The organism is Pilibacter termitis, assembly GCF_900167335.1.
Classification (GTDB): Bacteria; Bacillota; Bacilli; order Lactobacillales; family Streptococcaceae; genus Pilibacter; species Pilibacter termitis.
The window spans coordinates 35,044-60,076 of sequence record NZ_FUXI01000007.1 but is presented as its reverse complement, the minus strand read 5'-3'; the positions used below and the strand labels follow the sequence as shown (position 1 = coordinate 60,076).

Below are 25,033 nucleotides of genomic sequence, written 5' to 3'. Positions count from 1 at the left end.
CGAAGTGTAGTAGTAAATAAACGACGTAGCTCACTGCCACAGACTTCAAAACGCACTTCTTCGCTTTTCTGTGTCTAGCTACGAGGGGCAGGGGCTTGGTCGCTGTTCACAATACCACCTGAAGCTCTGCTTCAGGCAAGTAAATGGCATTGCTCACTGCGACAATCCCCTAACCGCACCGATCGCTTTTCTTTGTCTAGCTACGAAGTGCTGAAGTCTGGTGGCTGTTCGCAACGTCGCTTGAAACTAAAGTTTCAAGTGAATAAACGACGTAGCTCACTGCCACAGACTTCAAAACGCACTTCTTCGCTTTTCTTTTTGTTCTAAAGTTTTTCTTGTACTTCTTTTTTCATTTCTAGTAAGACGGTCACAATCCGCTCTTTTTTTTCTTCGTCTAACCGATACGTTGGCACGCTTACACTGACCGCACCGTAAATATGCCCCCGCCTCGTCAAAGAAACGCCAATGCAAAAAATACCTTGCTCATTTTCTTCACGATCAAAAGAGACACCACTTCTTCGTATTTCTGCCAATTCCTCTAAAAACGCAGATTCTTCTGTTATCGTATGTGGTGTTAATTGCTCAATGGCAGTTTCTCTAAAATATTGCTGTACACTTCGTTTCGTCTTTTCTGCTAAAATCGCTTTTCCCATCGCACTTGCGTACATCCTTAATTTATCGCCTACACGACTTTTCAGCGTTACAGCATCTTTGGCTTCTCGCTTTAAAATATAGACAATCTCGCCACTTTGTTCCACTCCAACGTGAATAGTTTCACCAATTTCGTCGTGAATTTTTTCAATAGATGAATGTAATTCTTTTTCAAAACTAAAGCTCTCAATCGCTTTTTCACCATAGCCAATTAAACGCACACCTATCGTATAGCCTTGCGTTGCATTGTCTTTCGTAGCAAGTCTTAATTGCGTCATGGTGTTCATAATTTTTGAGGCAGTCCCTTTAGTCACCTTGATTTCTTTAGCGATTTCTGTTGATGTCGGAGGAATAGTGCTATCTCGCAAAAAATCCAAAATTGCAATCACCTTGATAACGACTCCGCCGTATAGTTTTTCTTGTTCCATTATTTTCCATTCCCTTTCTACACAATTTATGCGAAATTGCTCGAAACTTGAACTACGCTTCGCTCCGTCCAAGCGGGGCATTAGCGAAATACGTTCGCTCAAAGTCTTTTCATACGGGGTCAACTCTATAATCTAAGCATTACTTTTTCTATATTGTACCGTTTTTTCGCTCTCTTGGGGAATATTTTGAACGTCCCCTTAAGGGTGTTCTAAAAAAATCGAGCCAAAAATTCTGGCTCGATTAAAATCTAAGAGTTGTGTTTTTTCATTCTACGTTTGATTACACTTATCATCGCAATCATCACACCACCAATAACAGACAAGCTCATACCACTTTTTTCGCTTGTTTTTGGCATAGAATGTTTCGTCTTGTGCTCCACTCGTTTCGGCTCTTTTTCAGGAGGCGTGTTTGGTGGAACACTCGGTGGAGTTCCCGGTGGAACGCTTGGCGATTCTTTCGGCGGTGTCGGCGGAGTAATCGTTACATTTTCTGGCATTTCCGCCTCATCTGCTACATACGTTACATCAGCTACATCATCTATGATTGGGAGTTGAATGGCAAGTGAGTAGAGCTGGTCTTCTGGCATAATCGGAGGTGTAATCTCTTCTATCCAAATGTCATCATGCTCAGGTAACGGTGGTATTACTTCTGCCAAGTCTGGCAAACTTAGCAATGGTAAAATCACTTCTGGTGCAACAGGCGAAATAGCGTTTGGTGTATCCGTTGGTGGTTCTTTTGACAACGTAATATCCGCAACACCTGTAACTTCTTTCGGCAAACTCGCAGACCATGAAACATCAACTTTTGTATCATCAAACTCTGGAAGTTCTGGCATTTCCACATTTAACACGATTGGCAATTGTTCCGCTGGTAGTGGAACAATGTCAACCATACTCACATCACTCACCGGTTGCGGTGGTGTTGGTCCTTTCACGCTTATCGGCTTAATCGGAGGTTGGAAGTCAACATCTTTTGGATGAGAAATTTCCTTGAGTTCCGGTAGTTTGTAAGTAACTTCGATTTTTTGCGTAATCGCCTTTGGTGCATTTATGCTCGGTTTCGCTTGTGCATTGTAAATGCCTTGAAGTCCAGTCGAATTGTTATTCTCAAACAACTCAAGCAAACTAGATTTTTCATCCACCCCTTCCAAATAACTTTCCAAACCAGAAATATTGCGACTGACAATTGAAGAAGAAGTTTGCTCTACATTTTCCAAAATACCGATAGATTGGTCAATTCCACCATTCCTCAACGTTAACGGATTGCCTAGATTATCCGTTGTCACCCCTGTTTTTTCTTCAAATGTTTTCAATTCGTCCTTAAACGCTTCTTTTTCTTGTTTCCAACCCTGAGCATAAGGCAAAAGAAATTGAGCGATTTCCGTTACTTTTTGAGCTGCTGGTATAGCCGCTTGTTTGTACGCCTCAATTAATTTTTCTAATTCTTCTGTGCCTGACAAATTTTGCAAATCGGCTAACGTGTAGCCAATCAACTCAGGGTGATCTGGGCAACCGTCAAAGTTTGCGTCATTTAAAGCATTCACAATCGCAGCATTTCTCTTATAATCTTCTTTTTTAGAAAGATACGCACTATTATAAATCGCCCATTTTTCAAGTAAATCATTGTATTGTGCATAATACTCTTTGTAAGAATCAACAAGTGTCGTAATTGCCCCAGCAGAACTTCTCGCCTGTGCTACTACGTCATTTGCATTAAATCCATTCGTATTGATTACCGGCAAACCTGTCGGGTCCACCACAAAACCAGTTGCATAATACTCCTCAGCTTTTTCCTCATACTCTTGAAAATCCGTTTCTAACTGGGCAGTCGTAGTCGTCAAAGTCGTCTCCCAATTGCCCAAATCACTTTCCCATGCAGAAAGAGTGGTCGCATAATCTGAGCTTTCGACATTATCTATTGGAAATGTTGTCAAAAATTTCTTAAACTCTGTCATTTGATAGTCTAAACCTTCCAAATCAGCCAACGCTGCACCATAAGCAAAAATCGCATAAATATAGTCAGGATAAACAGTTTCATACTCATCAACTGCTTGGTGATACATTCCCTCTACTTGAGAATAAAGCTCGGTGATTTCTGGGTAGCTCTCGGCTACTTCGGTATAGCTTGCATTCGCCACATCATATGCCGTTTGAGCCACCTCATATGCTTCTTGTGCCTCAACGTATGCTTGGTGGGTATTTTCATATTTTGCCTCTATTTCATCATATTCGTTTTTGAGCAAGCGATATTCTTCCTCAAGAACATCGTGCTGGGTTCCGTCATCGACAACTGCTATAACAGCGTCAAGGTACTTTGTCTCAAGAGTGATGAAATTCGTCAAAATCTGCAAATACTCCTCACCAATCGCATCATATTCCACTTTCAAATCCGCCACTTGCTGATTGTACGCATCTTTTAACGCAACCACTTGCGTATATTGTAAATTCGCAAGATTGTATTTTTCGACGATTGCCATGTATTGCGTTTGTAAACCACTCGTTTCCTTGGCAAATTCATCTAACTCAGCTTTCGTTTGGTTGTATTTAGCCTCAAGCGTTTGATAGCGTTCCTTATTTTTTTCACTATCTACTGCCAAATGATCCAAATCAGCTTTAATCGCCAAATATCTTGCATAACATTCTTCATAACTTACTTGCGTTACCGTAAATTCTGCTACCGCCTCATCATAAGAAGTTTTCGCTTGCTCATATTTTACCAAAACATCATTGACATAAGTCGTCTTCAAATCTTTATAATTTCCCTCGGTTTCTTGATAAAGCAAGGACAATTTGTCAAACTCTGCTTTTTGCTCTTGACTAAGATGAAAGACTCCTTCTAATTCTTTGAAATCACGTTCTATCGTTTGATAATCGGAAAATACGAGTTGATATTCTTCTTCAAGCATTTGGTACTCCGTTTTCGCTTGTGAAAATAATGCTCTTGTTTCTTCCATTTTCTTCTTGGTTTCAATCAACGATTGCTCGGTTTCTTCATAGACTGCTTTTGTCTCAAGGTATTCATTGTGCGTTTTTTCGTAATCTGCGTGAACTTGCTCCATTTGCTCTGTTTTTTCACGATATTCCTCGCTCAATCGCTCAAATTCAGCCGTCAAGACATCTACTTCACTTTTTGCATTGTCGTATTGTTCTTTGACTCGATTGTATTCTTCCAACGCTTCTTGATAAGGTTCACTTCCAGCCTCAAATTGCTCTTTGACTTTATTATAAGCTGCAAGTGCCTCGTTGTAGGATTTCTCTATCGGAGCAAAATTAGCCAGCTTTTCATCATAAATCGCTTTTTCGTCTTTGTAGTTCGCAACATATGACTGATAAGCACGAAACTCTTGATTGTACGCAACCTGCATTTTTTCATAAGCTACTTTTTTCACAGTATAACGCTCAACCTCTTGTTGCAATTCTTCGTGCAAACGCTCAAGTTGTGCGACAATTTCATTATAGTTGCTCTCTGTTTGAAGATATGCCGCTTTTTTCTCGTTAAATGCTGCACATTTTTCATCATAATGACTTTTTATTTCATTATATTCGGCAAGAACAGATTCATATTGTGCTTTGATTTGCTCATATTTTTGATTATTTTCTTCATAGCTCGCTAGTTTCGTTTTATATTGAGCAAGCAATGTTTCATACTCTTGTTTTTTCTCGTTAAACTCTGCTGTTGCTTGGGCAAATGTTTCTTTAACTTCTTCGTATGCCTCTTTCTTCGCTTGAAATTCTACACGTTCTTGGTCATATTTCGTCAAAATCGCTTGATATTTTTCAAGTGCTTCCTCACAAACCAAGGTCACTTGAGTCGTCTTCGCCACTTCTGCCAAATATTCTTCTTGCAACGCTAAGTAAGCATTTCTCATCTCAAGCATATTTGCCAATTTGGTATCATACTCGCTCTTTGCCGTTTCATACACATCTTTTGCCGTTTGAAATTCTGTTGCCAAATCTTCCAAACTCGTTTTCGCTTGATGAAACGCATCCAAATTTTGGCTTTGCTCTTTCGTTTTGTTTACAAATTCATTTACAATATCATCATAGTCTTTCTTTTTCAATACATATTCACTTTGAGCTGAAACATATTGGCTGATAATTTCTTTATTTGCAGTTTGATTTGTTTCGTATTGAGCAAGTGCGTTTTCATATATTGCTTTTGCCTGCAAATAATCATTCACTTCAGCCTCATACTCAGGCTTTAATTGAGCCAATGCTTTTGCCGCAAGATCCGCACTCGCCCTTTTATCGTCTAAATCAGCCTGCTTAGATAAATAATCCGCCAATTTTTCTGCATAAATCGCTCTTTTTTCTTCATACGCTTGCCTAGAAATTTCATAGTCATCAAACGTTGTACCTGCTCTCGTCTGTCGCCCAGCACTTTGCACTTTGATTATCTCATCTGCCACAATTTTGACCGGTTGCACAACAGAAAATGCCAAATAACCTGTCGCAATCGCAAGCGAGGACGCTTTTCTTAACCTCTTCGTGTTCTTCGTCATCTTATTCCCCTCCTTCGCTTTTCTTTGGCTAGCTACGAAGTGCAGGAGTTGGGCAACGGTTCGCAACGGCAACTCCCGAACACCCCTCTTAGCATTTTTTGAATCTATGTAGTAATAACCTAGGGGGATTTTAGAAAAAGGCAAACTTCTCTTATTTTATTAATCCTACTTTAATTATACATCGAATTTTTCGTTTTTTAAAATCATATTTATCAAGAAAAAATAAATTTTCATTTTCGTATTTTTACATTGATAAAATACTTTGTATTATTTATAATACTTCATCTTTAAATTAACCTAAAAAAACAAGGCACAGCATTTCGCCACACCTTGTATGCCTTACCTTTTAATTCCTTTGCCACCTCTCATAAACGCAAGCACTTCTTCTTCTGAAAAGAGGTTCACATCGCCATAAACCGTATGTTTTAATACCGTTGCCGCCACACCAAATGAGACGGTTTCTTGATTTTCCATGCCATTTATCAAACCATGTAAAATCCCTGCCGCATAAGCATCTCCGCCACCAATTCGATCAATAGCATTGGCGATTTTCTCTACTTCTGTTTGGTACAACTTGCCTTCTACATAAAGATTCCCCTGCAATTCATAATCCTCTGTGGAATGTGTTGTACGATTAGTTGAAAAAATAGCTTGGATATTCGGATATTTTTCCGTTAACAAATCATACCCTGTCGCCAAATCTTCTATGGATTCATCCTGAAAAATCGCTCGAATATCTAAAATTCCTGCGGATAAAATATCAACATACGGTAAAATTTTACGCGTCATTTCAAAAGCTGCTTCACGAGTTGACCAAAGTTTTTCACGATAATTATTATCATACGCCACACGCACCCCCATTTTTTTCGCCGTTTGCAAAAGAGATAGCGTCATCTCTTGCAATTCTTCGCTCAATGCTGGGGTGATTCCTGAGACAAAAAGTAAATCGCACCCTTTCAATAATGCCGCTAGTTCAAATGGAAATTCTTTTATTTGTGAAAAAACGGAATAAGCACGGTCATAAATGACATTGCCTCCACGATTGCCTGCACCAGCCTCTACAAAATAAATTCCCATTCTGCCGTCAGACTCACAAATGAACTCTGTTGAAACTTCATGCGAATGAAGAAACTGCTTTACTGCTGTGCCAATTCTATTTTTTGGCAAAACAGATGCCACACGTACATTATGCCCAAAATGCGACAAACTCACTCCGACATTCATCTCGCTTCCGCCAAAGTTCGCTGATAATTTGCTGTCGTTGCCAAAACGTGTATGATTTTCGCTTGCAAGACGAAGAAGAATTTCTCCAAAACTTACAATATTTGCCATTTTTTTCCTCCTTTGCCTAGCCCTTTTGAATAGACAAAAACTTCTCTTTGTAAGCTCGTGCTTTTTCAGTGATACCTGCGAAATCTCGATTGGCAAGAGGAGCAAGTAAGTCGCCACCAATTCCAACAGCAATTACGCCCATATCAAACCAATCTTGCATATTGTCAAGACTTACCCCGCCAGTTGGCATAATGTTAATATGCGGAAGTGGAGCTTTTAGATTTTTGACATAGCTTGGCGAAAACGCACTTCCCGGGAATAATTTGACAATATCCACACCAAACGTCAATGCTGTACGAATTTCTGTCGGTGTTAAGCACCCCGGAAGGTAAGGAATTTGATACAAGTTGCAAAGTTTCGCACTCGCCTCATCAAAACAAGGACTCACAACAAATGCAGCTCCTGCATTAATTGCGTCCATTGTCGAAACTTCGTCCAAGACCGTTCCAGCACCAATTACTACATCGTCTTTCTCTTTATATTTCTCCGCTAATGTGCGAATGACTTCGCTTGCATTTGGTGTGGTGTAAGTTACTTCGATTCCTGCAAGACCTCCTTCGATAATTGCCTCGCTTGCTTTGATTGCATCTTCCGCACTATCCGCACGCACTACCGCAATCACTCCCGCTGACCTTAATTGATAAAGAATGTTCATTTTTTTCATGCTTGTTTCCTCGCTTTTCTTTTGTCTAGCTACATGGTGCTGGAGTTTGGCAACTGTTCACAATGCCGCTTGAAGCTAACGCTTCAATGCTAGTCTTTCAAGAATCTTTGATTCTTAGAAAGACTGTATGCGAAACGAAGTGTAGCAGTAAATAAACGACAGTGTTCACTGTTGCAAACTCCAAAACGCACCATTTCGCTTTTCTTTTGTCTAGCTACGAAGTGCTGAAGTCTGGTGGCTGTTCACAATGCCACTCGAAACTAAGTTTCGAGCAAGTAAACGGCATGGTTCACTGCCACAGACTTCAAAACGCACTTCTCCGCTTTCCTTTTCGTTTCTTATTAAGAAACTCTATTTCCTATTTATACACAAATTATAAAAAAATTCCCGATTTTGTCAACCGTTTTTACAACAAAAAAATCGCAAGTTCTCCTTCTTGCGATTTTTTTGGATTAAGGGTAAATATTGGCTCCTCTAAAAACTAGCAATTTTAGGTGAGCGTGAGTTTTTAGAGTCCACTTATTCTTTCAGTTTTTCCATAGCAGGCTTTGGTACGTCTTTTTCTTCTACTTCTTGCCAGCTTATCACGCCTTTTTTCTTGTTGTATAAAATTTCAAGATAGGCATTTTTTCTGAGCGGTTCTGCGTTGGCTACACTTGAAAATTCTGCTTGAATTTCTTTACCGTCTTTGTTAAAAACTGCTTGATTGTAAAAATATCGAGTGAATTTTTCCCCGCTATCCGTTTTTTGAACTTCTTTTTTACCTGTCGAAACGATTTGCGTATAATAGTTTTCCCCGCCGTATTCTGATTGATACCATGTATAGCCAGCTACTACGAGAGCTACGACAATGAGTAACGCAAAAATAATTTTCCCTTTCATACTATCACCTCATAAAATCTAGTTTTCTCTTCATCTGCAAACATTCTCCCCAACAATTATCTTTCTACTAGCTTGTAATAAACTTTTGAAGTTTTTGTATAAATGACATAGTAAATCAAGCTAATAATTACAACAACGCCTACCGCTGTTGGTAAAATAACACTCCATTTGTTCAAATTGAACAAACCAATCATACTGTAAATAAATGGCAAGGCAACCAATAAATGAACTACCGCCGTAGCAATCGGCAATGCAAACACCCAGATAATTTGCCCGTTAATTGTTTGCTTGACTTCTTTATGACTCATGCCAACTTTTTGCAGAATATCAAAGCGTTTTTGATCTGCCATGCCCTCTGTGATTTGCTTGTAATAAATAATCAAACCTGTCGCCAAAATAAAGCTAAATCCGAATAACACGCCGATAAATAAGAATCCACCTGTTAAAAATTTGTACGCAGATTCCATTTCTGATTTGACACGTGCCATTCCTCCAAGTTCTTTGACCAATTCTTTGTCAAAAGAAGTACGTTGTTTGTCACTCGCAGAAATATCAAACAACACGTTCTCACTGAAATTGCCGCCCTCTTTTTGCACTTTATTCAAATCTGCACTTATCTTCTCAATCTCAGCCTTGTCTTTGACAATCATGTAAAAAGGATGAGCAAAATCTGGCAATCGTTCCATATTTGCCACTTCATCTACAACTTTCACATCAAATTTCTGCTTGTTCACATAGAAAGTTTTGCCTTTAAATTTTCCTGTCTGGTCAAAAAGAAGAGCCTCGCCAGCATTTAGACTTTCATTTTTTCCTGTCAATTTTTCATACTCTTCTATTGTCATAAAACTCAACATGGAAAGATTGGTTGAGCGAGCGGTATTACTGAAAACATCCCCTTCAAACGTACCTGTATAACTTCCGAAAACTTCATACGTCACTTTGTTTTTTACTTTTATATCAGGATTGCTCATTAAATCATTTAATTTCTTTTCTTCTTCACTGCCTGAAAGAACATTCACCACGTATTCTCTTGGTGCCATTTCACGAATCACTACTTCTTTTCCTGCATAAAGTGCTACGGTTGTCACAAATGTCACCAACGTCATCGTCGTTAGAATCGCAATATTGGCAAGCCCTACTCCGTTTTGTTTCATGCGGAAAATCATGCCTGAAACGGAAATGAAATGTTTTGGTTGATAGAAAAATCGTTTGTTTTTCTTCATCAATTTTAAAATTGTGATACTTCCTGCAATGTAGAGAATATAGGTTGAAACAATAACCAAAATCACCGCAAGGAAAAATTTGAACAATGCTGAAATTGGGTTACTAATTTGCAAAGTCATTGAGTAAGCGACAATTAGCATAACAACACCAATCAAACTAATCACAAGACGACCTTTCGGTTCTTTTTCTCCAATGCTCTCAGATTTTAATAAATCAATTGACTTCGTGCGTTGCACATCCCACACGTCAACGAGATAAATCAATAAAAACAAAATGAAAAATTCTATCACGAGTTTCAAAATGACGGAGATTTCTAAGTGTAAGCCAAAATTACTTTCCCCGAGCAATTTCACCAAAACAAGAAACATCGCTTTTGAAAATACAAGCCCTACGATTAAGCCAATAACAATGGAAATCGCAAAAATGAACATTGCTTGTAAAAGAAGATACTTCCGCAAATCTCGTTTGCTCATGCCGAGAACGCTATATAATCCAAACTCTTTCTTACGTTTTTTCGCCACAAAAGAATGAGCGTATAAAACAAAGACAACGGTAAAAATCACGATGACAACATTCCCAAAACTTAAAAGTGTCTTGAGCGTTTCTGCTCCTTTCATCTTGTCAAGTGCGGGATTGTTCATGATGAGTTGCACGATTGTATTTAATACAAATGTCACAATCACACCGAAGATAAATGGATAATATTCCATTTTATTTTTACGAACACTTTGGCTCGCTAATTTTGCAAATAGCATTTTCTTACTCCCCTCTTGTGCTTAGTAAATTGGTCATAGTATTGCTAATCATGTTGAAAAATTCTTCATGACTTTTTCCTGCACGATAAAGTTGGTGAAATACACGTCCGTCTTTGATAAAAAGCACACGTGAGCTACGACTTGCGGCAAGTGCAGAGTGCGTTACCATAAGAAGTGTTTGCCCTTCTGCATTGATTCGCTCAAACATCTCTAGCACTTCTTCAGAGTTTTTGGAGTCTAACGCTCCAGTTGGCTCATCTGCAAGCACGATTTCTGGTTGTGTAATTAACGCACGAGCAATTGCTACACGTTGTTTTTGTCCACCAGAAAGCTCAAACGGATGTTTTTCAAGCAATTCCTCAATCGCTAATTGTTTTGCTAAAGGCTTGATTCTCTCTTCCATAATTGACAATTTTTGTTTCGCCAAAACAAGCGGTAAATAAATATTGTCTCGAACGGTAAACGTATCAAGCAAGTTGAAATCTTGGAAAACAAACCCTAAATGGTCACGACGAAACGCTGCAAGTTTGCCCTCTGGGATATTGGCAAGATCTTTGCCGTCAAGTAAAACTTCGCCCTCTGTTGCGACATCTAGCGTTGCCAAAATGTTCAATAGCGTACTTTTCCCTGAACCACTTTCGCCCATAATCGAAATAAACTCGCCTTTTTCTACTTCAAAATGCACATCTTTCAACGCTTGCACCGTTGTTGCACTAAATTTTGTTTGATATTGTTTTTTTACATGATTTACTTTTACAAATGACATGATGAGTCTCCTTATTTTTTTGTCTAGCTGCATGGTGCTGGAGTTTGGCAACTGTTCACAATGTCGCTTGAAGCTAACGCTTCAATGCTAGTCTTTCAAGAATCTTTGATTCTTAGAAAGACTGTATGCGAAACGAAGTGTAGCAGTAAATAAACGACAGTGTTCACTGTTACAAACTCCAAAACGCACCATTTCGCTTTTCTTTGTCTAGCTGCGAGGGGCAGGGGCTTGGTCGCTGTTCGCAATGCCACCTGAAGCTCTGCTTCAGGCAAGTAAATGGCATGGCTCTCTGCGACAATCTCCTGACCGCCCCTCTCCGCTTTTCTTTGTCTAGCTACGAGGGGCTGAAGTTTGGCAACTGTTCACAACAGCACTGGAAACTGCGTTTCCAGCAAGTAAATGCTGTGGCTCACTGTTGCAAACTTCAAAACGCCCCTCTTCGCTTTTCTTTTTATTATAGACCTTTTTTTCATAAAGTCAGCTTACAAATTTGATTGGAAACTTACAGTTTTGTAAGGTTGGAAAAACAAAAAAATCGCAGAGTTTTTTCTGCGATTTTTCCCTTATTCTGTCTTTAATGCTTTTACCGGGTCAAGTCTTGCTGCTTTTCTTGCTGGGAAATATCCTGCTAAAACAGCAATAAGCATGAGCGAAAGGACTAAGATGAGGTTTGGTAATAATTTCATTTGTAAAATGGAAATGCCTTTTGGCAAATTTAACGTGCTTGAAATTATTGGATTGAACAATGTTGCCAAAAAGGCAATGAAAATACCAATCATACTGCCAAGAAAACCAATGCTCGCTGCTTCATAGCGGAAAAGAGCGGAAACATCTCGTTTGCTCATACCTAGAGATTTCATAATCCCAATTTGACGAGTACGCTCTAATACGCTGATATATTGCGTGTTGATAATGCCAAAAACAGAGGCTAAAAGTGCAAGCAACCCAAAACCGATTAACCCTGCTTGTGCGACAAGAATTGCGTTTTTCATCGTTTTGCTTGTATCATAAAACGTTTGAGTGCCAGAGCCTTTTACCGTATCCAAAATCTTATCTTTGACTGCTTGAACGCTTGTTTCATCACTTTCTTTTGTCAAGACTTGAACGGAATGGCAGTATTCTTCCCCGTTTTTCGACTCTGGAAAATCGTATTGTTTCAACGTTGGAACACTTGCTGCACCTATTTTCACTTCCTGAACACCACTCACAACGGAATCTTGACTTTCTTCTACTGCAATAATTTTCATCTTCACTTTTACAGTTTTTAGATCCATCTCACTTTTTAGGGCAGGTGTATCTTCCTTACTATAATCATACAGCTCAAGCGTAACTTCTTTGCCAACGGCATCTTTTGCAGAGGAGAAACCTAGCGGTTTACAATACACTTTTGGTAAAACTATTTCATTTTTCCCGATTGTATTGTTCTTGATTTCACCAGCAATAATTTGGAGTTTTGCTGGATTGATTGATGTATGAATTTCTGCTGTTTTTGTCGTCCCCTCAGGTGTTTCGCCTTGATAAATCGCATTTGCCTGAATGTAAAAATCCTCCTCGGCTTTCGCCACACCTTCGATTTTCTTTATTTGCTCTAGTTCCTTTTTGGAAATCGTATAAGTAGACAAATCTGGTTCTTCTTCAGTTGGCGTGTCCCTTAGTTCGTCATTTGATTCAAACATATTCCCAAATTTTGTAATCGTCATTTCATTTATCGCCGAAACTTTTTCCGCCACATTGTAAATATATTCATTTGCCCCACCTCCCGCTGCAAGTGCCAGACAAATGGTAAATGCTCCAACTGAAATACTCATCGCTGTTAAAATTGTTCTACGCTTTGATTTTTTTATATTTTTCACTGCACGTTTTAAAATATCCGTCTTTTTCATGCTGATACTCCTCTTCTTTTCACGTTTTGCACTTCTCCGTCTTTAATCGTAATCTGCATATCACATTTTTCCGCTAACTCATTATCATGTGTAACAATCATAAGCGTTGTGCCTTTTTGATTTAACTCAAAAAGCAATTGCTCAATTTCCGCACCTGTCTGACTGTCTAAATTTCCCGTTGGTTCGTCTGCAATTAAGATTTTCGGGTTGTTAACAATTGCTCTTGCAATCGCCAAACGTTGTTTTTCTCCTCCACTCAAATCTCTCGCCAAACTTTTTTCCTTGCCCTCAAGCCCTACTTGCGAAAGTGCCTGACGAATGAGCGTTGTTCGCTCGCTAGATTTTGCGTTATTAATCTCAAGCGAAAGCGAGATATTGTCATATGCCGTCTCGTCTCCTTGCACAAAAAATTGCTGGAAAACAAACCCGAGTTTTTCCGCACGAAATTTATCTGTTTCTTTTTCGTTTAGTTTTAAAATATCCACGCCTTCGACAAATACACTGCCGCTGTCTGCTTTTTCAAGCCCGCTAATTGCGTGAATAAGTGTCGATTTTCCACTTCCACTTTTCCCTATAATCGCAATACTTTCTCCTGACTCCGCTTTAAAACTCACACTTCTCAACGCATAAAACCTGTTGGCTCCTTTTCCAAAACTCTTGCTAATACCTTTTACGTCTATCATTTTCTTTCTCCATTCGCTATTTTTCACTCGTTTTCAAGCTATGTGTTCACTATAACAAAATTTTTTTGATAAATTATTATCAAAATCTTAACTTTTCTTATGCTTTATTAAGAATTAGAAAAAGAACCTACGAGAATGTAATTCCGCATTCTCATAGGTTCTTTTATTTTTCTTGTATTTTTAATTTTCCTGCTTGAGTATCAATCTCAATTTCCGCACCGATTTCAAACGTGAAAATCGGCTGAGTGTGACCAAAGTCTAAATCATACATTACAGGTATTTCTTTTAAAATAGGGTATTTTGCAAGAATAAACAAAAGTAATTCTTCGCTCATACCTGTCGGTTTCGGAAACCGACCAATCATCAATGCTTTTGGTTTTGGATATATTTGCAAAATCGAACTTAACATTCGATTGAAGTCGTGATAGGTGTCCTCCTCGGCAAGCTCCAAAAATAGCACAGGATTTTTCGTTGTCGGCTGATACTCCGTTCCTTGCAAAAGAGCAAATGTCGTGATTTCCCCGCCAATGATCTCGCCACACGTCTTGCCACTCTGATAAACTTTCCACTCTGTCGCATAGTATTCCCTTGGAATTAACGGAATAAACCAATTGTCACTACTCCATTTTTCACTTTTTTCTAGGGAATAACTTGTATTTTGCACTGCACGTAACCACATTTCACTTTGGTATTCCTGCAAACCATTCATCTTGAAACTGGAATAGCTCGGGCCATAGTAAGTCACAAGTCCCGTTTTCACAAAAATCGCATTGAGCAGAGCGGTCGTGTCCGAATAGCCACAAATAATTTTCGGATTGTTTCGTATCAAATCAAAGTCCAAATAAGGCAAAATCTCGTTACAATTAAACCCGCCAATCACTACTAGCACCATTTTGACATTTTTATCCAAAAACGCATTGTGCAAATCTTTCACTCTGCTTTCAATCGTAGAAGAATGTACTAAGTCATCTTCTTCAAGATATTCGCCAAATGTCACCGTAAAGCCAAACGCCTCCAAACGCTCTTTCGCTGGAAAATTAACTTTCATTCCCCCGATTCTCGCAATCGAACTAGACGGACTCACCACTCGAATCTCATCGCCAACTTCTAATTTTTCTGGATAAATTTTTTTCATCTGAAACCTCTTTCTTGATGTGGGGATTTTTTCTATTATAACGGAGAATTTTTGGGAATGCAATGGGGGAGGAAAATCCTGTTCTAAATAAAACAACAAATCCTCAAAGCAAGTTCCACAGTGGTGGATGCGTGAAACTTACTTTGAGGATTTGTTTCGCTTAGATTTATTTTTAAGGGTAACTCTAAAAATTCAAGATTATCCAGAATTGTTAGTTTTGGCTTAAACGGATTTTTTAGAGTTCTCCTTTATATACATGATTTTAATTCAGATTGAAACAACCAACCGCCAAAATAAAATATCAAGCTATTTACAGCAAAACTTTAACACCTTTTTTACCTAGCATTATCCAGTTCCTCTAAGCTCTTCAATAATAATTCCACAAATTCTTTTCGTTTTACATCAAGCAATACAAAAGAGTTTGTTTTAGATTGTGTGACAAGCCGTTTGTCCGCAAATGTCATTCCTCGTGAAGCATTGTTGTCAGTAATAACATCTACATAATAATTTTCTCCGCAAAACATATCGGGTGCCAATAAATAGGCGATAGCACACAAATCATGCAACGGACTGTCTACAAATCCAAATTGTTTGCCACTTTCGTTGTAAAATGAAAGCAATTCGTACACTAATTGACTTACTCGACCTTTGTTTTTTAAAGATTGAATTTCTCCAAGAGTAATCGCTGCTTTTTCTGTTACATCTAATCCTGACATAATTATGTTTATCCCTGAATGAAATACGATATGGGCTGCCTCTGGATCGACAAAAATATTGAACTCTGCTAATGAATTGTAATTCCCTCTATCAAGCCCTCCCCCCATAATGCTAATGCACTCAATTTTGTCTTTAACCTCTGGAAAAGTTTTTAATAACAACGCAAGATTCGTCAACGGTCCTAAACCGACTAAAGTCGTTTTTCCCTCCGTTTTCATCAATGTTTCATACATATACAAAATCGCATTTTGTGATAAAACAGGATATTCTCCGTCCTCAAAAAATGGACCATCCATGCCAGAGTCGCCATGTGCTTCTGGAGCAATGGTCAAAGTTTTTACCAATGGCGTTTCCTGTCCTGCAACAAGTGGTGTTTTAGCATGAATAAATTGTAAAATGTTGCGAGCATTTTGCGTTACTTTTTCAAGCCGTTGATTGCCACCAATCGTTGAAATACCCAAAACATTGAGTTTCTCCGGATTCGCTAAAGCAACCAAAATAGCTAGAGCGTCATCATGCCCCGGGTCGCAATCTATCCAAATATTTTTCTTCATTGATTCACTTCCTCCAGCAACTCATCAATCGTCAAAACATCTCTCAAGCCTAATTGATTGGCTAATTGACAAATATAAGGTTGTTTCAAATCACTTATTTTTAGCACTTCCTCATTCCAAAATACTTCTCGTGCATGACTATCTAATTGCACTTGCTTATTTGACATGACAATGACTCGCTCAAATTTATTAACGACAAACTCCATATCGTGCGTTATCGTGATAACGAGTTTTCCTTGTTTAGCTAATTCGTCAATTATTACTCCTAGTCGCTCAATCGAGAGTCTATCTTGCCCTGCTGTCGGTTCATCTAATACTATGACTTGTGGATTCATTGCAATAACAGCTGCAAGTGTGACAAATTTTCGTTTAGAGTATGGAAGATTATACGGATGTTCCTCTAAATGTTCAAGTAAACCGCAAAGTTTTGCCGCTTCACGTACACGTTGCGTTATTTCACTTTCTTCTAAACCTAAGCGTTTCAAACCAAAGGAGATTTCTTTGTAAATACTACTTTGAAAAATTTGGTCATCTGGATTTTGAAACACATAACCTACTTTTTTAGCAACTTGAGCAGTCGTTTGGCTAGAAGTCGATTGCCCGTCAACTAGCACTTCTCCTTTTGTCGCCTTTAGCAAACCATTCATTAATTTCACTGTCGTTGTTTTTCCCGCACCGTTTTGTCCGATAATCGCAACTTTTTCTCCCAAATCAAAGCTCATGTTTACATCTTTTACAGCTTGATAACCATTTTCATAAGTATAATGTGCATTTCTCAGCTCTAAAAAACTCATGCTAACCCTCCATTCCTAAGCACGCTCACTGCTTCATCAACCGAAAGTGGAAGTTTGGCAAATTGTTTTCCTCTTTCTTGCATTTTCAAACAAAATAGCGTTGCCTGTGGCAATTGACCGCCAAATTGTAAAATTTCTGGATTGGTTAAAACGTCCTCTGTCTTACCTGAAAATTTAATTTCACCTTTTTGCATAACGAAAATTTCATCACAATATTGTGCCAACAAGTCTACTTTATGCTCCACGAGTAAAATCGTTTTACCTTGTTCTTTTAAAATCTGAACAATTTCAAAAATATCCTCGGTACTTTTCGGGTCTAATTGCGAAGTTGGTTCATCTAATATAACAACTTCTGGCTCAAGTGACAGCATAGACGCTAGAGCCACCCTTTGTTTTTGTCCTCCTGAAAGTTCGTAAGGATTTTTATTTACTAACGGTTGCAAATGAAACAACTCAATCAACTCATCTACTTTTCTTCTCATTTTTTCTGGTGAAACACCTAGATTTTCCATACCGTAAGCAAGTTCTTCTTCCACCGTTTCTTTTACACCAGAAATTTGTGTAAAAGGATTTTGAAAAGAATAACCGACAATCGAAGAAAGTTCTCCTACTGTATATTCCGAAATTGCTTTTCCCTTAATGAAAACTTCTCCTGTCAATTCACCTTGAAAGAAATTCGGGATAAATCCACGAATAATATTGCAAATACTGGTTTTTCCAGCCTCATTTTCTCCAAGCATTCCGTAAACTTTTCCTTTTTCAAACGAAAAGGAAACATTATGAATGACACTCTCCTTTTCTAAAGGATAACGATAACTTATATTTTTCAGTGAAACAATCATGATTTGCCCCCAATCCATAAATAAGCAATAAATCCGACCAGCATCAAGATAACCAATATATAGTCCAGTACCGTTTTTCGTACACTATAAAAACTTGTTTTTCTGCCAGTTGCCGAAAACGCACGACTTTCTAATGCTAGAACTCTTTCTTCAATTTGTTGAATGGAAGAAAGAACAAGCGGTCCAAGCATTGGAACAAACGCTTTTGCCCGCACTAAAACATTTCCCTCAGTCTCAATACCACGTGATTTTTGAGCATCTGTAATCGTCTTAGATAGAGCCGTCATCTGTGGAATCAGTTGAATGGTCGAAGCAATCACAAAAGTCATCTTTCTTGGAGCATTAATTTTTTCCATTGAATAAATAATATCTTTAACACTCGTCACTTGGAAGAACCAAATTACTGACGAACTAATTGCAACAATTTTTGATGTCATATTCAAACTTGTATCCAGTCCAATTTTTGAAAAATGGAGAAACGCAAATAGTGATTGCTCGTCACCATTTTTAATAATGCAAACTTGGATAACAAAAATAAAAAGAACGATGACAAAAATTGATTTCATAAACAAAGAGAGAAATTTTCCTGCACATTGCGAAAGTAATGCAACAATTATCATAAAAGGAAAAATACTATACTGAAAAGTATATCCCGGTACCATTACTCCTAAGACAATCACGAGTAAAACAAATAAAACTTTAGTTGACGGATACAATCTCGTTGCCCAATTATTCATGACGACTCTTCTCCTGTTCTCTTGATTTTTTCGATAGATAAGGGAAACCATAGTTTAATTTCACTAGAAATCGCTCTGGGATACGCTTAATAATAATTAAAGCAATTGTCATATTAATCGTAGTATTAATGATTCCCGAAATAATATTCGTTGTAAAAACTGCTTCCCAAATTTGTTTACCTGTCGTTAAAAATGCTGCGGTTAAAAGGTCCGTTCCGCTTCCTGTAACCCCTCCAAAAAGAAAGACTGTTACAACGGCAGACGACATTGCTGCAATAATCGCTCCTAAAGCTCCAGAGATTAGAATGCCGACAATATTGGTATACATTTTCCATTTTGAAAAATAACCTGTACTAAAACCTACGCACATCGCTACAAAGCCAAACGGAATGGCAATCGGATTGAGCGTGCCATTGACCACATTTCCCAATAAACCTGTAATCATCCCGACCCAAGGTCCTGCAATCATTCCAACCATAACTGTTCCAATTAAATCAATAAAAACAGGTAATTTCAACAGCGAAGAAAGTTGGTAACCAACTACGCTTAACGAAACACCTACAGGGATTAGCAATAATGCTAAAAGTGAAAAATCATATTTAATTCCTTGTTTCATTTTCATTTTTTTCTATTTCCTTTCTGCGGTTTCACTGCATGAAATCTTGAAACTTTCGCTTCGCCCGATCGAAACCTTTCTTCGCAAAGCCAGTTTCAAGAATCGTTGCTTTGCCAATTATTTTTGTTTCATTTGCTCACTCCACTTCCCCCAAAAAAGGCACACCCTCTTGAGCACCAGATTTTTGGACGGATAGAGAAGCTGCTTTGTTGGCAAATCGGATTGCTTTTTCTATTGAGTAACCCTTTACAATGCCAGAAATAAAGTAGCCATTAAACGTATCGCCTGCTCCTGTTGTATCAACTGGTGCAACTTTGTAGGCAGCTATGCGTTTAACGTTTGTTCCCTCAGCGTATAAAACGCCATTTTCGCCAAGTGTAATCAGGAGTTTTTCGGGATACGCAAGCACCATTTCCTCAAGAGTTTTCTCGGGAAATAGCTCTTTTGCCTCGTGTTCATTTGGAGTTAAAAAATGTACTTTTTCCAGCAGTTCATTTGTTACCGTTGTAACAGGTGCTGGATTGTACAGCACAGAAATATTCTTTTCCTCACAAACATTTAGCAATAACTCATTCATTTTAGGATTCACTTCGTTTTGAATAACCGCAAACGCACAGCCCTCAAGCAACCTCGCTATCTCGTGTTTCTCGATAAAATCTGAGGAATTGTTCGCCCCTTGAACAATCAAAATTCGGTTATCCCCTTGGCAAACCGTAATATGTGCCGAACCTGTCGGAAATTCCTTTGTCCGCACAATGCCACTTGTATCAATTCCCTCCTTTTTCAAATTTTCAACTGCTTCATCTCCGTACAAATCCGCTCCAACACAACCAATAAAGACAACTTCTTCACCACTTCGTGCAATGCTTAGTGCTTGATTTGCTCCTTTTCCACCAAAATAACGGTGGAAACTCTCGGCAATAATGGTTTCTCCTTTCTCGGCTATCCGTTTTGTTTCTACTACAAAATCGGTAGAAATACTTCCAAATACCGCTATTTTCTTCATGTACTAATTTCCTCTCCATGCAAAATTGTTTTCTGTAACCCATTTCATAATTATACTGTAACCGTTTCCTGTTTATTTGTCAAGTCTTTTTTGAAAAATATTTTTTGAGCAAGAAAAAAAGCCACCGTTAAGCGACTTTTTCTCTCTTTTTCATCAAATGTGCTGTCAATCACAAAGGAACTCTCCGTGTTTCGCTTTGAACTATCGAAGTATCGCATAAAAGGAATACCTGTAACTTGGTACACTTTCCCACTTGCTCCTCGTATTCTCATGCCGACAGAGAGGTTATCTATTTTTTTATCGTAATTTCTGTTTTTCCTTTGATAAAAAACATCCGTTTTACTTTGTGCAACTTTTCGATAACCTCCTTTATTCTGTAACAAGCACGTCAAAATCCTCTACAAATACCTCAAAGTCGCCCCCTCAGAAAGCGTAACTGGAAGAATAATCTGTTTTTCTTCGATTTCTTCCTCTTTCATCAAGCGAATGAGCTGTCTTGCAGACTCTGCCCCCATTTCATAGACAGGCTGGCGAATGGTAACGAGTTTTGGATAACACATTTCGCTAAATAAAATCCCGTCATAACCAATAATTTGCAGTTCTTCGGGAACTTTAATCCCTCGTGTCTGTGCCTCTTGCAAAATTGTCAATGCAAGCATATCGTGAGAGGCGATAACCGTGTCTGTTTGCGGGTACTCTCGAAAGAATCGCTCGGTGTATTCTTTCACTTTTTCTCCATTATAAGAGGAAATTTCCATGACTTCATATGGAATATTTTCCCTTGTTAGCACTTCCGAAATACCCTCAAATCTATCCACTGCCCCTTTCAAAGTTTTCGGTCCTTTGACAAGGGTGATCTTGTGAAAATTAGTTTTCAAAATTTCTTCGGCTGCCAATTTTCCGCCCTCATAATTATTGCAGAAAACAGCATAATCATCATCGTTATAAAAACGGTCAATACTGACAAATGGAACGTTGATATTCTCTGTTTTTTTCTCGGTAGACAAAATGCCCCCGATATTATTTTTAGCAAAAGTCAAAAGATATTCTTGATTTTGTTCTTCCGAATCTGTCGCATTTCCTAAAAGCATTGTATAGCCATGCTGATTGAAAACATCTTCTGCACCTTTGGCAAGCGTTGGGAAAAACGGATTTTCAATATCGGGTATCAACAAACCGACCAACTTTGATTTTTTCTGAAAAAGCGAGCGTGCCACTTCGTTTGGAACGTAGTGGAATTTTTGAATTGCTTGCTCAATTTTTTCGCCCGTTTCTTTTTTAATATACCCACTTTTATTCATATAGCGAGAAACCGTTGCAACCGAAACCCCCGCCTCTTTTGCTACATCTTTTATTGTAGTCATAACAATCCTCTCCAAAACCTGCAAAGTGTTTACTACTTCGCTAGGCGATAAAGTGCATCTGCATAAATTGCAGCCGCACGCAATAACACGTCAACTGGAATAAATTCATTTGCTTGGTGCATAGTATCCACATCTCCCGGGAACATCGCTCCAAATGCCACGCCACGCTCCATTAATCGACCAAACGTACCACCACCGATTACTTGCTCGTAGCCTTTTTCACCTGTATGATCTTCGTAAACTTCAAGCAATGTCGAAACAAGCGGATCTTCCATTGGCACATAGTGCGGTGTATGCTCATGTTCGCTCAAAGTAATTTCACTCACCAAATTTCCTACCGTTTTTGTTAAACCAGCCATAATTTCTTTGGCATCAGTCCCTTTCGGGTAACGGAAATTTAGAGCGATTTTGTTTTCGTCGCTATCCTTTTCAAAGAAAAATACTCCAGCATTCATGGTTAATTTGCCCATTTTTTCATCTTCACTGGCAACACCTAGACGTTCACCATAATGGTCGTTAAACGCAAAATGCCCTGCTGCCGTCAAAAAGTTCTTCGCCGCACCCTCAAACGCATATGCTACAAGGAAACGAGCCAAATAAGTCGCTCCGTTCACACCTGATTGTGGATTTGCTCCATGAGCGGATTTTCCGATAATCGTAACGGAAATTTTGCCCTCTTCTTCGCTCAATTCACCTTTCACCCCGTGAGCCTCAAGGAAAGCAGAAAGGTCTGCTTGCACATCTGAAAACGGAAGATTCGTAGTAAAAATCGCTGTCGCACTTTCTGGCACCATATTTTCACGCAACCCTCCTTTGAACGAATGAAGCGTAAACGCTCCACTATTGTCGCCTGCAAAATGCAGATATTCCGTAATATTTCCTTTTTCACCATTGATAATTGGAAATTCTGCGTCTGGAGAAAAACCAAAATCCGCTTTTTTTGCGTGTTGGAAATAATAATCCATATCCGCCCAGCCACTTTCTTCATCTGTTCCAATGATAAATTTGATTTTCTTAGAAAGCGGAACGCCTAACTCTTTTAATATTTTCAAGCCATAATAACAAGCAACAGTTGGTCCTTTGTCATCACTTGCACCACGTGCATAAATTTTTCCGTCACGAATTTCTGGATTGTACGGGTCGCTTTCCCAGCCATTTCCTGCAGGCACAACGTCCATATGTGCATATACACCAAGCGTTTCATCGCCAGTGCCATATTCAAATTCGCCTACATAGTTGTCAATATTTTTCGTTGCAAAGCCGTCTCGCTGTGCAAGTTCTAGCATTTTTTTCATTGCAGCCAACGGTCCCGGTCCAAATGGAGCCTCCTTCGTCGCTAACTCGTCCTCACGCTCTGATTTAACACGCAACAAAGTAAATAAATCCTCAATTAACGCCTCTTTTCGTGATTCCACTTCTTTTTTAAAATCAATGCTCATTCTTTTTTGCCTCCAAAATTAATATCAAACTAATATAAGTATATCATTTTCCCCAAAAAATTAGTACAATACAAGGTGTCAAAATAAAACTAAACAAGATTTTTGATATTTCGGAAGTTCCTTGATAAGATACGCAAGTGGAAAACAATTCCACAAAAATTTTTGCTTGAATATTAGGGGACTACTTGTGGGGAGTGGATTACTCTCAAGCAAGAAACAAAAATTAGGGGGTATTTTTTTGCAAACAGAACACTTAACACCAGCACGTCGCTGGCTCATTTTGGTCGCAGTCGGACTGTTCACCTTTATGTCTACACTTGATTCTTCTATTGTCAATATCGCTCTGCCGACTATTTCTAAAGAGCTTGGCATTCAGATGAATCAGGCAACTTGGACGGTTTCTATTTATTTAATCGCCGTAAGTGCCATGCTCATTTTCTTCGGTCGTCTGGGCGATTTAATCGGAAAAATCCGTGTTTTCCGTGTTGGAACGCTGATTTTCACTATCGGCTCCTTGCTGTGCGGATTAAATTTCGGTCTCGAGTTTCTGCTATTCGCTCGATTCGTCCAAGCACTCGGTGCTTCTATGACCATGAGTAATAGTTTTGGCATTACCACTAGCTGTTTTCCGCCAAAAACACGTGCGAGAGCTATGTCTATGATTGGTATTTTCGTTGCCCTAGGTTCCGTTACAGGTCCCGGACTTGGTGGATTGCTCTTGCAAGTTTCTCACTGGAGTTCTATTTTCTGGGTAAACGTGCCAATTGGAATTTTCGCCATGATTCTCGGAGAAAAACTTTTCCCGAAAGAGCCAAAACAACCACTTGATAGGAAACAACTCGACTGGTGGGGAACTATTTTGTTCTTCTTTTCTATCGGCAGTCTCTTTCTCGGTATTGAAATCGGGCAAAATCAAGGGTTTAATCAGCCAATTACCGTGGTTTCAGTCATTTTGGCGGTTATTTTATTCGTCCTATTTATTCTGTGCGAAATGAAAACTAAGACACCGATGATTCAGCTGAAAATGTTTAAAAACTCCTTGTTTTCAGTAAGTCTTATCAGTGCCATGCTCATCTTTGTAACAAACTTTTTCGCAAGCATTTTAATGCCGTTCTATCTTCAAGATTTGTTGAAATATTCTCCGGGAAATGCGGGGATTTTGATGATGGTGTTTCCTCTTGTTATGATGGTGGTAAGCCCAATCGGAGGGTATTTGGGCGACCATTTCGACAAGGAAAAAATTGCTGTTGCAGGAATTTTCCTCGTCGCAATCGCACAACTTGGCTATACTTATTTTGCAGCGGACACAAGTTGGTGGTTTATCGTGATTTTCACCGTTTTTAACGCCGCAGGGGCAAGTCTTTTCCAATCGCCAAACAACGCTCTCGTCATGGAAAGTGTTGAAAAAGACTATCTCGGTGTCGCAGGGAGCATCAATGCTCTAGCTCGAAATCTCGGAATGATTACAGGGATTTCCATTGCCACTACTACCCTTTTCAGTACGATGAGCAAGAATATCGGGTATCGTGTGACAACGTACGTTGAAGGGCGTGACGATATTTTCCTAAACGGTATGCACGTTGCTTTTTACGTTTCATTTGGGATTTCAGTTGTTACATTAATTATTGTTGTCGGGAGAATGTTGAAAAAAAGCAAATAAAAAAGAAACCAGAGCATTGTGTCACTGCTCTGGTTTTTTTAAATCCCCTTATGATGAGAAGGCTCTCTTGCCCTCTCTCATTGTTTCCTTGATTAAATGAGCAAAAAAACAACTGTTCTACATTATAAAGTGTTGTTCTTTTGTTCCTTTCTCTCTAATCTTTTGATAGGATAGGATAGGATAAAATTTTATACTAAAATAAACGATCCTCACCTTATCGCTTTCTCAAGGGAATGTTCGTGATTTCGAGATAGTTCTAGCCCGTTATTTTTTGAAAAAGCTCTCTGAAACTGAGAAAAGCTCGCATTGGCAAGCCTCTCGTTTTTTTGCATAAATAGACAAAAGCCTTTCTTTTCGCCGTTTGTAAAGCAGTTTAAACTCAAAGGAAAAATTATTATT

General features: G+C 38.8%; 21 protein-coding genes. 1 reads left to right on the top strand and 20 read right to left on the bottom strand.

Annotated features, from left to right (window positions below):
• Positions 1 to 323: 323 nt before the first annotated feature.
• The 20 genes from B5D30_RS04240 to pepV form a co-directional block, all read right to left on the bottom strand.
• Positions 324 to 1,079, bottom strand: coding sequence for an IclR family transcriptional regulator (locus tag B5D30_RS04240; RefSeq protein ID WP_159443198.1), 756 nt, complete (start codon positions 1,077 to 1,079; stop codon positions 324 to 326).
• Positions 1,080 to 1,327: 248 nt separating this feature from the next.
• The gene (locus B5D30_RS04235) at positions 1,328 to 5,653 is read right to left on the bottom strand and encodes a coiled-coil domain-containing protein (RefSeq protein ID WP_144399479.1); all 4,326 of its coding nucleotides are present in this window, start codon (positions 5,651 to 5,653) and stop codon (positions 1,328 to 1,330) included.
• 267 nt (positions 5,654 to 5,920) lie between these two features.
• On the bottom strand, positions 5,921 to 6,913 hold the full coding sequence (locus tag B5D30_RS04230) for a sugar kinase (RefSeq protein WP_078806785.1): 993 nt from the start codon (positions 6,911 to 6,913) through the stop codon (positions 5,921 to 5,923).
• Between the two features lie 16 nt (positions 6,914 to 6,929).
• Positions 6,930 to 7,577 carry a bifunctional 2-keto-4-hydroxyglutarate aldolase/2-keto-3-deoxy-6-phosphogluconate aldolase gene (locus B5D30_RS04225; RefSeq protein WP_078806784.1) on the bottom strand — a complete coding sequence of 216 codons (648 nt, stop codon included), beginning with the start codon at positions 7,575 to 7,577 and terminating at the stop codon, positions 6,930 to 6,932.
• A gap of 519 nt (positions 7,578 to 8,096) precedes the next feature.
• Positions 8,097 to 8,459, bottom strand: coding sequence for a YxeA family protein (locus tag B5D30_RS04220; RefSeq protein ID WP_078806783.1), 363 nt, complete (start codon positions 8,457 to 8,459; stop codon positions 8,097 to 8,099).
• Between the two features lie 56 nt (positions 8,460 to 8,515).
• Entirely contained in the window at positions 8,516 to 10,438 is a 1,923-nt protein-coding gene (locus B5D30_RS04215) for an ABC transporter permease (RefSeq protein ID WP_078806782.1), read from the bottom strand.
• A 4-nt stretch (positions 10,439 to 10,442) separates the two neighbouring features.
• A complete protein-coding gene (locus B5D30_RS04210; protein ID WP_078806781.1) occupies positions 10,443 to 11,204 on the bottom strand; it encodes an ABC transporter ATP-binding protein in 762 nt (253 codons plus the stop codon).
• Between the two features lie 95 nt (positions 11,205 to 11,299).
• Positions 11,300 to 11,476 (bottom strand): hypothetical protein, encoded by a 177-nt coding sequence (locus B5D30_RS13475; protein ID WP_159443197.1) that lies wholly within the window; start codon positions 11,474 to 11,476, stop codon positions 11,300 to 11,302.
• A gap of 291 nt (positions 11,477 to 11,767) precedes the next feature.
• Complete coding sequence (locus tag B5D30_RS04205; RefSeq protein ID WP_078806780.1) at positions 11,768 to 13,087, bottom strand: ABC transporter permease; 1,320 nt, start codon at positions 13,085 to 13,087, stop codon at positions 11,768 to 11,770.
• Positions 13,084 to 13,770 (bottom strand): ABC transporter ATP-binding protein, encoded by a 687-nt coding sequence (locus tag B5D30_RS04200; protein ID WP_078806779.1) that lies wholly within the window; start codon positions 13,768 to 13,770, stop codon positions 13,084 to 13,086. The genes B5D30_RS04205 and B5D30_RS04200 overlap by 4 nt, the downstream gene beginning before the upstream one ends.
• Positions 13,771 to 13,933: 163 nt before the next feature.
• Positions 13,934 to 14,905: a S66 family peptidase gene (locus tag B5D30_RS04195; RefSeq protein WP_078806778.1), complete on the bottom strand. Its 972-nt coding sequence runs from the start codon at positions 14,903 to 14,905 to the stop codon at positions 13,934 to 13,936.
• A 335-nt stretch (positions 14,906 to 15,240) separates the two neighbouring features.
• Positions 15,241 to 16,176 carry a nucleoside hydrolase gene (locus tag B5D30_RS04190; RefSeq protein WP_078806777.1) on the bottom strand — a complete coding sequence of 312 codons (936 nt, stop codon included), beginning with the start codon at positions 16,174 to 16,176 and terminating at the stop codon, positions 15,241 to 15,243.
• Positions 16,173 to 16,970: an energy-coupling factor ABC transporter ATP-binding protein gene (locus B5D30_RS04185; protein ID WP_078806776.1), complete on the bottom strand. Its 798-nt coding sequence runs from the start codon at positions 16,968 to 16,970 to the stop codon at positions 16,173 to 16,175. The genes B5D30_RS04190 and B5D30_RS04185 overlap by 4 nt, the downstream gene beginning before the upstream one ends.
• Entirely contained in the window at positions 16,967 to 17,812 is an 846-nt protein-coding gene (locus tag B5D30_RS04180) for an energy-coupling factor ABC transporter ATP-binding protein (RefSeq protein WP_078806775.1), read from the bottom strand. The genes B5D30_RS04185 and B5D30_RS04180 overlap by 4 nt, the downstream gene beginning before the upstream one ends.
• Complete coding sequence (locus tag B5D30_RS04175) at positions 17,809 to 18,549, bottom strand: energy-coupling factor transporter transmembrane component T (protein WP_078806774.1); 741 nt, start codon at positions 18,547 to 18,549, stop codon at positions 17,809 to 17,811. The genes B5D30_RS04180 and B5D30_RS04175 overlap by 4 nt, the downstream gene beginning before the upstream one ends.
• On the bottom strand, positions 18,542 to 19,171 hold the full coding sequence (locus tag B5D30_RS04170; protein ID WP_234984620.1) for an ECF transporter S component: 630 nt from the start codon (positions 19,169 to 19,171) through the stop codon (positions 18,542 to 18,544). The genes B5D30_RS04175 and B5D30_RS04170 overlap by 8 nt, the downstream gene beginning before the upstream one ends.
• 130 nt (positions 19,172 to 19,301) lie before the next feature.
• Positions 19,302 to 20,171: a ribokinase gene (locus tag B5D30_RS04165; protein WP_078806773.1), complete on the bottom strand. Its 870-nt coding sequence runs from the start codon at positions 20,169 to 20,171 to the stop codon at positions 19,302 to 19,304.
• 50 nt (positions 20,172 to 20,221) lie between these two features.
• A complete protein-coding gene (locus tag B5D30_RS04160; protein WP_078806772.1) occupies positions 20,222 to 20,554 on the bottom strand; it encodes a hypothetical protein in 333 nt (110 codons plus the stop codon).
• Between the two features lie 15 nt (positions 20,555 to 20,569).
• The gene (locus B5D30_RS04155; RefSeq protein WP_078806771.1) at positions 20,570 to 21,535 is read right to left on the bottom strand and encodes a LacI family DNA-binding transcriptional regulator; all 966 of its coding nucleotides are present in this window, start codon (positions 21,533 to 21,535) and stop codon (positions 20,570 to 20,572) included.
• A gap of 32 nt (positions 21,536 to 21,567) precedes the next feature.
• A complete protein-coding gene (pepV, locus tag B5D30_RS04150) occupies positions 21,568 to 22,974 on the bottom strand; it encodes a dipeptidase PepV (protein ID WP_078806770.1) in 1,407 nt (468 codons plus the stop codon).
• Positions 22,975 to 23,212: 238 nt separating this feature from the next.
• On the opposite strand from pepV, the gene B5D30_RS04145 reads away from it, so the two are divergent.
• On the top strand, positions 23,213 to 24,634 hold the full coding sequence (locus B5D30_RS04145; protein WP_234984619.1) for an MFS transporter: 1,422 nt from the start codon (positions 23,213 to 23,215) through the stop codon (positions 24,632 to 24,634).
• The last annotated feature ends 399 nt before the right edge of the window (positions 24,635 to 25,033 follow it).